Genomic DNA, 13,309 nt, shown 5'->3' with positions numbered 1-13,309 from the left:
GCTAGGATTACATTTGACCGACAAAGATTTAATACGTCAAGCCCTCAAAGTTAGTCGCGATGCTGTACGTTTAGCAGCAAAGGAAGTATTAAAACTGCAACAGCAAAAAGGCTTCTTGACATCCTTTAAGAAAGATGATTCTCCTGTAACTGCAGGAGATAAAATCGCAGAACAAATAATTGTTGAAGCGATACAAAATCATTTTCCCCAACACAAAATACTCAGTGAAGAATTTGGCAAAATTAATTTTAGGACAAAAAGTCCTTTTCTATGGGTTTTAGACCCCATTGATGGTACATGGTCATACGTAAATCAAGAAATTACCATGTGCATACAAGTCGCTTTGTTAAAAAACTCACAGTGTATTAGCGCAACAATTTACCATCCATTTACAAAAGCAATGTATCAAACTTCATTGGGTAAGGTCGCAACTCTAAATAGACGACATTTACCTTTCACCAATTATCAATCGTTGAAAAGAGCTGTCGTGAACTATCATATTCCTCGCTCGCAAACAAAATTGATTTATTCTCTTATCGATTTGTGGAAAGAATATCGCATTGCCAAATTAATTACCCAAGGAGGATCTATTGCTTACTCGCTGGCTTGTGTTGCCAAAGGATCTCACACCTGTTTTATTACCACAAACGATAAAACAGTCAAAGCATGGGACCTATGCGCCGGTGTTACACTGATTCGCAACATGGGAGGATGTGTCACTAACTTTCAAGGAGAAAATGTGAGTCCAGTGGAACATAAAGGTGGAATTATCGCTAGTTGTAACAAGAAAGTTCATAAAGCACTATTAAAATGTCTAGCGAATTATGAGTTCAATGTCTAATGCTAACGCCGTAATATTTACCCTTGAAATACTCGAAATAATAAAAAGTTACAAAAAATTTATTTTTTAGTTGCGAACAAAAAAAGGTAGTGCTATAATGTTCTTAAATTAAGAATAACTTAACTGAATATAAAAATTCACTTATGTTATCTCCTTATCTAGACTTTCAAAAATACTCTTAATACAATCCCTTATTATGTAGTATTCATTCCTGCATTGTTTACCTATGTATTAGGTAAACAATTTTTTTTTATTACCGTTTTTACTTAATTCAAATCTTGCAATAGAACTTTCAGTATGTTACTAGGTGTATCATACATTCCGCTCTCTAGCACTTGCAAAACTAATGTGTTAAATTCTATCACTAAAAGTGCCTAGACATTTAAACAAATCCTATGTTGATACCCTAAATAAATTCAGATAACATCAAAACCCTTTAAAACAAAACATTGTACTAACAAACTTTTAATTCACTACGTTTCATTTACAACAACAAAACTCCGATTAAAAACATGGATAGAAAAACATTGACTTAAAAACATAGAATTTATAATCACAGGATATGAGGTTTTATCCATCCAGAAACACATACCCAAATTACCATTTCACTTTTCACCAAAAATCTATTTTAGGGCATGTCTTCACTTTTAATTGTTTGATTGTTATTTAGATGTAGAGTCCAGTAGTGATTTTATACATTTTCCAAAACAAAATGTATAAAAGTAAATTAAGACATTCCGTAATCCATCAAAAATTACCTACAATGTTGAGAATTCTGCTATTTTTCAATTAGGGGAAAAAAATGCAAAATAATAAACGAAATTATACAAACAAAAAGAAAAATAATAACCGACGAAATACCAATACAGTGACAACAAGTGGAGAAGGTGTTTTAGAGATTTTACCTGATGGATTTGGTTTTTTACGCTCACAAAAACACAACTACCTACCATCGAAAGAAGATATCTACATTTCTCCCGCACAAATATCCAAATTTAAACTACGCACCGGAGTTACCATTAACGGTCAAGTTCGTGCAGCAAAAGGTAGCGAAAAATACCGCGCTCTTGCAAAAGTAGAGTCTGTAAATGGCGGACCAGCAGAAACCTTCACCAAACTACAAACCTTTGATACTCTTACCCCCATATACCCGGATGAGCAAATCCGTCTTGAAATACAAGGACATGATGACGTAGCACCACGGGTAATCGATATGCTTATTCCTTTTGGTAAAGGACAGAGAGGTTTAATTGTTGCTCCACCACGCGTAGGAAAGACAGTTCTTCTAAAAACCTTAGCAAAAAGCATTTCGACAAATCATCCTGAAACTGCACTCATCGTTCTTTTAATTGATGAACGCCCAGAGGAAGTAACTGATATGCGTAGATGCATTCAAGGCGAAGTCATTAGTTGTACATTTGACGAATCGGCGAACAACCACATTCAAGTCGCAGAAATCGTACTAGAAAAAGCCAAAAGAATGGTTGAAGAAGGAAAAGATGTTGTTGTGCTTCTCGACTCGCTAACAAGACTTGGTCGCGCATACAATACAGAAAGTACTCCAAGTGGAAGAACATTAAGTGGTGGTATGGACGCCAATGCCATTCAAAAACCGAAAAAGCTTTTTGGTGCAGCACGCAATATCGAAGACGGTGGAAGTTTAACCATTATTGCCACAGCGCTTATCGAAACGGGAAGTCGCATGGACGATGTTATTTTCGAAGAGTTTAAAGGAACAGGTAACATGGAGTTATACTTGAGCCGTAAACTAGCTGACCGCAAAATATTTCCTGCCATTGATTTACTAAAGAGTGGTACACGTGGTGAAGAACTTTTACTTGGAAAAGAAAATATCCAAGAAATTTGGGCTTTACGTCGTATTTTAAACGATATGAAAAGTCGCGAAGCGATGGAATACTTAATAAAAGGGCTAAAGAAAACACCTAATAATGAAGCACTATTGAAGCAATTTTCTTTAACCCGTAAAATATCATAATGCGATTATTTAACCATTTTAATCTTAAAATCTTGGTGAAGAACCAAGTAAACCGTCGGTATTAATAATAATGTAAGTAGTGTTGCTGTCATAAGTCCGAAAATTACAACATTGGCCATTGGTGTCCACAGAGGACCGCCCCAGAAAGACAATGGTAGTAATCCACCGGCAGTTGTAAAAGTAGTCAGCAAAATTGGTATCATGCGCATACGACCGGCTTTCACAAGAGCTTCCTTTACTGGTAAATCAGATTCTTTAAGCTGACGATCAATAAAATCGATGAGAACAATCGCATCGTTGAGAACCATACCAGCTAGAGAAATCATACCTAGTTGTGACATAAAATTAAGCGGCCATCCAGTAATAATTAGGCCGATCATGCTTCCGGCAAAAGCCATCGGTAGCGTAAGTAAAATCATAAAGGTTTTTGCAAAACCACTGTACTGACATACTAAGATAAAAATAATCAATATAAAAGATATGCTAAAAGCAACATTGAAGTTTTCTTCACTTTTTAGAGTTTCTTCCCACTCGCCACCGATTTCTAAATGGCAGCCGTCTTTTTTCATGCGTGCGTTGATTTCATCGAGCCGTGGCATTATATCCGTTACAATACCATTGGGAAGAGTACGCGCACGTACAAAAGCGTATATTGTCAAAGTGCGGCGTTGGTGATAGTGAACAATAGTACTTGTTTCCCATGTTACCTTGTTTTGCGAAATACCTTCGATGGGAACCACTCCATTGTTGCCACGTATATAAAAATCATTGATAGAGTGGAGATGTTCTCTTTCTTTTGCTGGTAGGCGCAAAAACACAGGTATGTTCGTATCTCCCTCGCGAAACGTCGTCAAATATTGGCCGTCGAGAAATGTATTCATTGTCTCTGCAACATTTTGGTTGGTTACCCCCGACATATTAGCAAGTTCAGTGTTTACGTTGACATTGACTTGGTATACAGGATTTCCCCAATCATTATACAAAAGGGTAATATGAGGGTGCGAAAATAACAGTGCTGCCACTTCCTTTTCATAAGCATAAATTTTTTGGGGATCTTCACCAACTAAGCGCAGTGAAACAGGAGCACCTGCACTTGTTCCCATATTGAGTTTACGAACAATAATACGTGCATCACTTACTTGTTCATCGACAAGTTCACGCAACTCCGCGACGTAACTATCCGTATATACAGCCTCCGTCGTGTTCACAAGTATTTGGGCCACATTATGTAGTTCAGGACCAGGCTCAAACATTAGGTAAAAGCGCGGTGCACTTCCTCCCACAAAACTAATCATATTTTTCAAACGTTTTACTTTTTCGCCTTTAATGTTGGTATGGGAAAGGCTTTTGATAATATTTTCTACTTTTTCACATGTGCGATGTGTTCTTTCTGTAGAAGCTCCTTCTGGAACAGTGATGTCTACAATAAACTGATCGCGAAGTGCCATCGGAAAAAATTGACTTCCCACCATCGACATTAGCGTAATACTGAGAACGCACATTCCAAAACCAAAAGTCAAAGTTATGTAGCGATGATTGAGACACAAACGCAATAATTTGGTATAGCGTGTCTTCACAATTCCTTCCTGGTCGTGATCATGATGGCCACCGCCGTCGCCACCTGTCATTGTATTGCGACCTATAATCCAACCAAATAAACGTTTACTAAAAGAAAATAGTTGCCCTTGGCCAGTACGAATTCGCGTCAGGAAAGCGACAATAGAAATCCAACAACGTACAAAAAATGCCAGTATACCACCTTGGACTACCGCTGGACGCAAAATCCAATAGCCAAGAATTGTAGTAACACTCATCGCGACAAGCCAGCTAACGAGAAGTGTTGTACTCACAACAACAGGTAAACCATACACATATTCACCTTCGTTTCCAGGTATGGTGAGCATCGGTAAAAAAGCGGCAACCGTCGTTAGAGTAGCGGCTAGAACAGGTAGTGACATTTCACTTGCCCCGCGCCACGCAGATTCGAAGCGACTTTTGCCTTCGGAAAGAAAACGGTGAATATTTTCCGAAACCTCAATGGCATTGTCCACGAGAAGCCCCAACGAAACGATCAAAGCAGCGACAGATACATCTTCAAGTTCCACGCCAAACAACCGAAAAATCCCAATAGAGATAATCATTACAATCGGGATCGACATTGCCATAACGAGAGCTATGCGGAAACCAATCATCAAAAAACCAACAATAACAACAACGACAATCCCTTGTACCAAACTCGACGTAAAATTTTCTAACGCTTCTTCTACGTGAATTGGTTGGTCGGAAGCAATGGTGAGCTTAATATCCTCGGGAAGAATATCTTTGTCCAAAAATTCTTGTAATTTTTCGCGAACGCGTTGACCTAAGGCAACGATGTTCCCACCTTTTTTCATATTGAAACCAATGATAAGACACTCTTCGCCGATAAAACTGTCTTCAGTAAACCGACAATATAAACTCTTTGGGTCGGCAAACCTGCGCGTTACTTTTATTCCCAAATCAGGAAGATACGTTGGCGCTTTGTCTTGAACTGTCCTTATCACCACTTGTTCAATTTGTTTGGTGGTTTCAAACTCTCCGCTGAGACCTACAATATAGCGCTGCTGTCCGGTGTCTAAACTCCCCCCCGGGGCCACAATATTTTTCTGGTTGAGAGCCAATGACAACTCAGTGACACTGATGTCCATCTTGCTCCACTCCCCAGAGGAAACTTCCAAATTCACGACTTCGTTTTGTATACCTGTTGTTGTGAATTTTCCGATCATGGGAACATTACTTAAATATCGCTCAATTTCTTTGGCATATTTGCGCAGACGTTGATAGTTCCCTTCTTTTCCAGGGCTCGTTGAGTACAAAGCAAAAAGCATTACCGATAATTCCGTAAAATCGGACTTTACGATAGGAGGATACGCGTCTCGTGGTAATAAATGAGTAATTTCGCGAATACTCTTTGTGACTTCAGCGAAAATGGGTTTTGGATCTTTTATACGTTGATCAACGTCTACGTATATGACCGCAACCCCTATACGCGACTCCGAATAAATACGCGAGACGGAGTTAATTTTACTCACCGCTCTTTCAATAGGCTTTGTTATATGTTGCTCAACTTTTTCGGCACTAGCTCCTGGCCAAGGAACGGTGACTAAACAAGTGCGTATTATGATAACTGGGTTTTCATTACGCGGTATGGTATCGTAAACCGTGAGTCCCCATAATAACGCAAAAAAAGTAGCTGTGAGAGTAATGGTTTTGTATCGTAAAGAAAAACGTGGTATATTCATCGAGTTGATCCTTTTAACGCGTAACCTTCCACTAAGTGGTTGATATCAATTTCTTTGATAATATTGATCGGTATGTTTCTATTCAGCGGTCTATACAAATTATTTATACGATACCCACCGTAAATAATAACCTTCTCTCCTGGTTTTAAACCATCCTCTATTTTCCATACATCTTCTACTTTAGTTTTTATGACATTGCGCCTTACCGCTTCCCCGACGTTTTTACCATTTTCTTCTTTTTCGTTTGCCACGACAAAAACATAATAGGATTGTGTGGCTTCGCCTTGTGATTTGATAATAGCATCGGCAGGCAGATATATTCCACGTGGAAGCTCACTTGCATATTCTATTGTAACAAGTTGTCGAGGACGAAATACCCATTCGCTTTGCTGACGTACAACAAAGTCACCATCTTTCAGTTTAACAAAGTCCTCTTGGTTTCCCACGAGTAACACATCATTTTCGCGAAGACCATTACTTTTTTCTAACGAACGAAAAATCCATGTAACGACATTGGCAACGTCTTTACCTAACTTGATGTATATCTTTCTTGCCGTGGCAACAGGGTTACCCCCTTCTAACTTCCAAACGTAGTTGCCCTTAGCGTCTTTTAATACGCATCGCGTATCCACATAGAGTTTTCCACCCCCCTTGGGATTCTTATATATTAAGCTACTAAAGTTGCTAAAACGTTTATATGCTTCCGCTTTTTGATCCAAGACGATTTCATCTTTTTGGTAGTTTCTCGCAGCAAAAACAGCAAGGAAAGTTCTAGTAGACGGATCTGCAGCCGTATTTAGATAATACAAAATACCTTTTTCTGGTTTTTGATACGCGTTGTAGTTTTCCAATGTGTATATGGAGACTTCTTCTCCTACTTGGAAATCGCGAAGTTTCTTAAAGGATACCGACACGTCTATACGCATCGGGTCCATCATCGCTAAGTTAAAAATCGAAGTCGCCGGAGAAACGAGAATACCAGGGTTCACATTAATCCCCGCAATAACACCATCAAAAGGAGCACGCAAGTCGCATTTATCTAAGGATTTTTTCGCGCGTTTTACCGCCGCTTTTGCATGCAATAACTGCGCTTTATATATATCTATTTCCGCTAACCGTAAATCTTTTTCGACCCTGGCTTTTGATAAATCTCCTTGGTATGTACGTAGCTCTTTCTGCTTCAAGGTTTTAGCAAGCTTCAACTTCTCTTCTTGGATTTGCGCCACCAGCATTTGTGTACGACTTTGTAAGATGCGCGAGTTTGTCGTATCTTGTTTTGAATATGCTTTTTCGGTAAGTTTGTATTCATCCTCTGCCAATTTTCGTTGTTCCTGCGCCATTTTAAGATCCAAAGGAAAAATCTTTTGAATTTCGGTTGTCGTCGCGTCTACGCGCGCTTGTGCAGCTTTGATTGTTTCGTCGGATACAATCAGTGATTTTTCTGCTGCTTTCAGCTTGGTTTCCGCAGCGCGTTGCTGGTTTTCAGCCTCTTCTAAAGCTAGTAAATACGGCTCTTTATCCAGTTCTGCAATAATTTCACCACGATGAATTAATTTTCCATTTTCGTCTTTCAGCTCTCCTTGTACCATTTTTCCAGGGCTGCGAACATGTAATTTCACTAAGCGTCCGGAAACTTGGAAACGCAATTCCTCTGTTTTCCACGGTAACATAGTACCTGTCAAACGTGCTTTACGTGCCAAACTATACTCTTTCACTGTAGTTGTTTGTACCGGAATAAAGCGTTTTCCTTTTCTTGATGCTCGAGGAGGTTCACTACAAGAACTAAGTAGTAGTAGAGCCACCAGTAATAGTGTAAAATAAATTTTCCCACGAAACCTCATATTGTGTCCTTTTACTTACCTTGTGTTATGTGGATTTTAGCAATTACGGAGCTTATCCATTTATGTATTTAGTTCTGAGTATTATAATTACAAAATTTAGCTTTTGTAAAGCAAAAAAACTTACGCAAGACCCCAAAAAACAGGAAGCAAATACTTTATCGGCCATTATTTTGCCTTCGAAAAGAATATCTTGACGTTATCATTCTGCATCTTGTAAAGCTTTCGCCGTCACCCATACAAATTTTGCATGTTAAATTGACCAATTTATTTCGCACCTATCCCTAAAAAACATTGACAATAGCGATTCATTTTCTTATTTTAATGAACATATTACTTTACTATTTTGGTATTATTCAGGGAAAAAAGTGATCATGCTCGACTTTTCACAAGAAGTTGTCTTTCAGTTTGGGCTGTTGGTGTTGTGCACAACGCTTGTTGTATGTAGTTTCCATGCAATATTATCTTATTATATTTACTGTTTAGGTTGTAAAACTCATCTTACGCAACCTACAACAAAAAATGTCCACACTCTACTTAATCCCCAATTAGCACTTCAACATCATTCCTTGAATAAAACAGCAATGACATTTCGGCAAATGCGTAATCAAACACAATATCGATTTTTAGATACCACGTGAAACTATTCTTCGATAACGTAAACGTCCGTTCATTGAATATACCACACTTGTAGTTAACGATAAATCCACAGAAGTATATCTCACACAAAACCTTGTAATGAGATCCACAAGACAGTGGCATTTCCCCACAAATTAGTGGTTATTTGGAACTACATAACAAAATGGCTTTGCAATTTTGACCGTAAGTAATAATCTCAGCTGTTCTTGGAAGTAATTTCATTTACACAAAATAACAGCGAGTTGTTAGTCTGGTCATTCAAAACTATTTGATTCAAGGTTTCGTCTTGCTCTGCAAAATGGTGAAGTAATAAAACATTTTGAGAAGGTTGAACACCATGGTTACACGTTCAATTTTCAGTTATTCCTTTGAACTTTTATAATTCTCAAACCGGGAAATAAATATGAATGACAACGTTGCGATGAAAAAAGCAGAAAATATTGCTTTCTTTGCGTGTTTTCTGCAATTCTTATTTTTTATCTTAACTTTCTCCATATCATATTGGGAATCTATCTCTATTCGCACACAAAGCGTTTTCTATATGATGGGTATTGCCATATGGTTGCTTAGTTACTTGTCTATACGGCAAGAGAGACTAGCGGAAGAGGAAGAACAAGCAGAAAAAGAATATGTTACAGACAATAATAATTCTATTTTTGACGAAGCCGATCAATTAGATCCTCTATCGGCGAGAAACCGCTTAAAAACTTTCCAAACATGGGTCATTCCCATAGCTTCTTTCGTCATAGCGGTTATCTTTATTTTTTGGCGGCATATAACCTAAATGACATCATACAAGGCGTAAGGACAACCGTAAAGCAAGCACCCCTAAGTGCTGCGTTTCTCGGCGGATTTGCATTCTTTTCACTTCTCATTGCAAAATATACTCTGGGAATGGCACAGCGAAAAAACCTGCGTATTCTACGTGCGGGAGGTAGCTATCTTTTTGTCAACGCCGCGACATCTTTTCTTTGTTGCGTTGCCGTTACAATGTCGCATACAGGCTTTGAAAATATAGACTTGTACGTGGCGTATGGTATTCTTACCATTATGGGTTTAATTGGCATCGAAATACTGTTTAACCTACTTCTGGATTTTTATCGACCACGTGTTAGTAACGAAGAAACACGAGTTCCTTTCGATAGTCGTTTACTAGAAATTTCGTCTGGCTCAAAGGGAGTACTCAACACGATTGCGCAGATGTTTGATTACCAATTTGGCTTCAAAGTTTCGGAAACGTGGTTCTACCAATTCATGGAAAAAGCAATCGCCCCTCTACTTCTCTTTCAAATTTTTTCTCTATATATACTCAATTGCATCATATTTGTGGGGCCGAGCGAACAAGTTATTGTCGAAAGATTTGGAACACTTAATCGTATTTATTCACCAGGATTTCACGTAAAATGGCCGTGGCCTGTGGAAAGTGCCATTCACGTAGACAAAGAAAAAGTCCACAACATCATTGTTGGTCAATTCGGAGACCCAGAACTACCCCTTATTGAAAAATATGATGAGTATGGTGACAAAATCCACACCGCACGAATTTTTGCCAAGAAGCATCATGCCGACGAAGATGTGTTCCTGGTAATTGGTCCACAACAAGGAGACCAAAACCTCATTGTCAATTTGATGGTGGCGAGAGCCTCGGTTGTCTATGTGATTAACGATCTCAAAAAATATACATACAACCATCAAAATCCAGAGATATTGATTGACAGCTTGGCAAATAAAGTCATGACACGCTTCTTTGCTTCCGCAGAAATTTCAGAATTAATCGGGGAAAAACGTGAAGCGACCTCTATTTTTCTCAAAAAAACACTGCAAAAAGAATGTGAAAAGAAAGAAGTGGGTGTCGAAATTTTATCCTGTCAACTTCTAGAAGCACATCCTCCGCAATATGTCGCGCGTGATTTTGAAGATGTTATTTCAGCTCTAGAGGCAAAAGAAACCAAAATCATGGCGGCAGAAACATACGCAGCCAAAGTCGAAAAGCAAGTGGAAGCGAGTGTGGCAGAAATACTTCTCAAAGCCAAAGTACGTCAACTGGAAAAGGTAAAAATAACCACAGCAAAGGCGAATATGTTTGATAATACACTCAAAGCTTACAAAGAAAGCCCTGAAGTGTTTTTACTCAGACAGTATCTACGAACTCTAGAGAAAAACATGAAAAACCGCCGCTTGATCATCAGTAATGTGAAGAATACCAAACGTCAAGTGGATAGTTTAAATTTAGAAGATTCTGGTATGAAAATCGTGGACTACAAAATACCTGTTGAAAATGAAGAAAACGATCATGACCATGGTATAGAGGGAAACTGAGGTATAAACAATGACGAACGAAAACAAAAATGAAAATACACAAAATAAACCAAATGTGGTTACCATAATCGTTGCTATTATTATCGCGGTTACTTTACTTTTCTACTTTTTTACCTTTCAAGTGCGTATCACAGAAAAGGCCGTAGTCACCACTTTTGGAAAACCCACGAAAGTGATTGATCCAAGTACGGACTCTGGGGCAGGACTTTATTGGAAATGGCCATACCCTTTTCAAAAAGTCAATGTATTCGATGCACGTATGCGCATTTTTACAGGTACACTGGAACAAATATTCACTTCCGACAGCAAAAGTATTATTCTACAAACATATACCGGCTGGCAAATCGATGATGCATCAAAATATCAAATTCGCAGTGTAAACGAAAGTAGAGCAAAAAGTCACTTAGAATCGTTTATCCGTTCACACACATACACTGTCATTGCCAAATATTCTTTTTATCAAATTATTTCTAGCTCCAAGGGAAAATCATTCCTCGAAGATATTGAAGAAAAAATTCGCCAAAAAGTAAATCAAGACGTGATAGAGTTTGGCTTTGAGGTAAAAGAGTTTGGCTTTCGTCGCTTAGTACTTCCTGAGAGTACCACCAAAGAAGTTGCCAATCGTATGAAAGAAGAACGAAACCGCCTTGCCGAAGAGTACCGTTCACAAGGAGCGAAAGAATCGAAAATTAAGCGCAACCAAGCAGATGCTTTCCGTCAGGAAAAAATCATTGTTGCTGAGGCGCGTGCCAAAGAGATAGAAGGTGAAGCATTTGCGCAAATCGCCGATGAGTATAAAACATTCGCCAAGGACAAAAAATTGGCCATTTGGTTGCGTAAATTGGAATCGCTACGTAACATTCTCAAGGCAAATCGCAGTACCCTTCTCTTAGATCCAAGTACACAACCATTCGATCTACTTCAAAACTCAAGTATTAACAGTGTTTTTTCTGAAAATGAAAATATAAATAACACGCCAGAGAATACAAACAACTCTGAGGAACAAAACGACGAATCTACCGCAACATCTGAAAATGCAGACACAAAAGCCTCATCGACCACAGATACATCAACAGAAAAGAACGTAGATGAATCGACAAAGGATGAGTCTACACAGGAAGAGTCGGCACAAGAAAAACCCACGGAAACGTCGGAGAATAACAACACAGATGAAAAACCAGTAGAAGAGTCCGCGAATAGTGACAAAGCGTCTGCAACACAAGACGAAAATCAAGCGAAAAAAGATGACACTCCAGATCCATCGCAAGAGAAGACGAAGGAGAATAAATAATGTCTCAAGAACCACATAGCAACTCAGAAGAGCTTAGTTATGTCAACGAGCTTGCGGATCAATCTCTTGCGGAAGCTTTAAATCTCAGTTTTAAGATTCTAAAAGGAATTATGTTACTGCTGATATTTATTTTTATTGGCTCTGGGGTATTTATCGTCAACCAGCATGAAGTAGCTCTTGTAATGCGATTTGGCGATATTGTCGGTGCGCAGGGAGCAAAAGAAAAACAACCAGGTCCTCATTGGACGTTTCCGTTTCCCATAAGCAAAATTATTCGCGTTGACAAAAGGGATCACTCACTCACTTTGGAAGACTTTTGGTATTATGAAGATCCTGATGTTTCCGAAGAAAAGCGTCGCAGTCGTGCAAAAGGCAATCTCGATCCTGAAAAAGATGGCTATTGTCTTACTAGTGACGCCAATATAGTTCATGTTGAAAAACTACAGATACGCTATAAAGTCGATAATGCTTATGATTATGTTATGTTTAACAAAAATCCAAAGCAACTACTCCACAATATAATTCTAGGAGCTACTGTTAAAGCCGTTGCTTCCTTTACAGTAAACGAAGCGCGTCAAAAAACCGATGAAGTAATCCGTTTTGTTCGCGTAAATGCACAGCAACGTCTCAATAGAGCTCGCTCTGGCTTACAAATAACAGCCTTATCTCTACGCATCATACCGCCACTAGGCGTTCAAGACGCTTTTGATTCGGTGATTAAAGCTGAGGCGCAAAAGCTCAAGGACTTAGAAATGGCCATTGGTTATGCGACAAGGATAAAAAACGAAGCGGAAGCCTCAGCAAAAGAAATTATAAACAAAGCAAACACTTTCAAATCGAATATAGTACAAAGCGCCCAAAGCGACGTCAAATATCTACAGCTTATCAAAAACCGTTTTAAAAATACTCCTGAGATCTACCAACAAACTTATTACCATCAAGTTTTACAAGAAATTGCAGCGGAAATAAATGAGTTGTTTATTTTGTCTAGTTCTGCAGAGAATCGCGAGTTACGCATTCGTTTAAATCGCGACCCGGAATTGAAAAAATTTAGTGCTCCGGAAGGACAAGAACCCGATATCCTTGAAAAGGAGGAAAATTGAG

7 protein-coding genes and 1 pseudogene are annotated in these 13,309 nt (G+C 38.7%); 6 read left to right on the top strand and 2 right to left on the bottom strand.

Annotation, left to right across the window (positions count from 1 at the left end; genetic code table 11):
- The first annotated feature begins 13 nt into the window (after window positions 1–13).
- Together UABAM_RS04060 and rho are read left to right on the top strand one after the other, a co-directional pair.
- A complete protein-coding gene (locus tag UABAM_RS04060; protein WP_151966719.1) occupies window positions 14–841 on the top strand; it encodes an inositol monophosphatase family protein in 828 nt (275 codons plus the stop codon).
- Between the two features lie 817 nt (window positions 842–1,658).
- Window positions 1,659–2,837 (top strand): annotated as a pseudogene (gene rho, locus UABAM_RS04055) (transcription termination factor Rho); the annotation flags it as partial.
- A gap of 5 nt (window positions 2,838–2,842) precedes the next feature.
- On the opposite strand, the gene UABAM_RS04050 reads toward rho, so the two are convergent.
- Entirely contained in the window at window positions 2,843–6,118 is a 3,276-nt protein-coding gene (locus tag UABAM_RS04050; RefSeq protein ID WP_151966717.1) for an efflux RND transporter permease subunit, read from the bottom strand.
- Window positions 6,115–7,959 carry an efflux RND transporter periplasmic adaptor subunit gene (locus tag UABAM_RS04045; RefSeq protein WP_151966716.1) on the bottom strand — a complete coding sequence of 615 codons (1,845 nt, stop codon included), beginning with the start codon at window positions 7,957–7,959 and terminating at the stop codon, window positions 6,115–6,117. Before UABAM_RS04045 ends, UABAM_RS04050 begins: the two co-directional genes overlap by 4 nt.
- Window positions 7,960–8,998: 1,039 nt before the next feature.
- Between UABAM_RS04045 and UABAM_RS04040 the strand changes: the two genes are divergently transcribed.
- From UABAM_RS04040 to UABAM_RS04025, 4 genes are read left to right on the top strand one after another with little or no spacing between them, the layout of a single operon-like run.
- Window positions 8,999–9,379 carry a hypothetical protein gene (locus UABAM_RS04040; protein ID WP_151966715.1) on the top strand — a complete coding sequence of 127 codons (381 nt, stop codon included), beginning with the start codon at window positions 8,999–9,001 and terminating at the stop codon, window positions 9,377–9,379.
- The gene (gene hflK, locus UABAM_RS04035; RefSeq protein ID WP_173013124.1) at window positions 9,361–10,914 is read left to right on the top strand and encodes a protease modulator HflK; all 1,554 of its coding nucleotides are present in this window, start codon (window positions 9,361–9,363) and stop codon (window positions 10,912–10,914) included. Before UABAM_RS04040 ends, hflK begins: the two co-directional genes overlap by 19 nt.
- Before the next feature lie 10 nt (window positions 10,915–10,924).
- Window positions 10,925–12,205, top strand: a complete 1,281-nt coding sequence (locus tag UABAM_RS04030) for a protease modulator HflC (RefSeq protein ID WP_151966713.1) — start codon at window positions 10,925–10,927, stop codon at window positions 12,203–12,205.
- Window positions 12,205–13,308: an SPFH domain-containing protein gene (locus tag UABAM_RS04025; RefSeq protein WP_151966712.1), complete on the top strand. Its 1,104-nt coding sequence runs from the start codon at window positions 12,205–12,207 to the stop codon at window positions 13,306–13,308. Before UABAM_RS04030 ends, UABAM_RS04025 begins: the two co-directional genes overlap by 1 nt.
- Window position 13,309: the final 1 nt, after the last annotated feature.

The organism is Candidatus Uabimicrobium amorphum (assembly GCF_009002475.1).
Classification (GTDB): Bacteria; Planctomycetota; Uabimicrobiia; order Uabimicrobiales; family Uabimicrobiaceae; genus Uabimicrobium; species Uabimicrobium amorphum.
Note: the sequence above shows the minus strand (reverse complement) of the source record. Positions and strands in the feature narration are given on the sequence as shown.

Coding starts and splice junctions, on each gene's coding strand:
- UABAM_RS04040 (WP_151966715.1), top strand. CDS start 8,999: ATGAATGACAACGTTGCGATGAAAAAAGCAGAAAATATTGCTTTCTTT.
- UABAM_RS04045 (WP_151966716.1), bottom strand. CDS start 7,959: ATGAGGTTTCGTGGGAAAATTTATTTTACACTATTACTGGTGGCTCTA.
- UABAM_RS04050 (WP_151966717.1), bottom strand. CDS start 6,118: ATGAATATACCACGTTTTTCTTTACGATACAAAACCATTACTCTCACA.
- UABAM_RS04030 (WP_151966713.1), top strand. CDS start 10,925: ATGACGAACGAAAACAAAAATGAAAATACACAAAATAAACCAAATGTG.
- UABAM_RS04025 (WP_151966712.1), top strand. CDS start 12,205: ATGTCTCAAGAACCACATAGCAACTCAGAAGAGCTTAGTTATGTCAAC.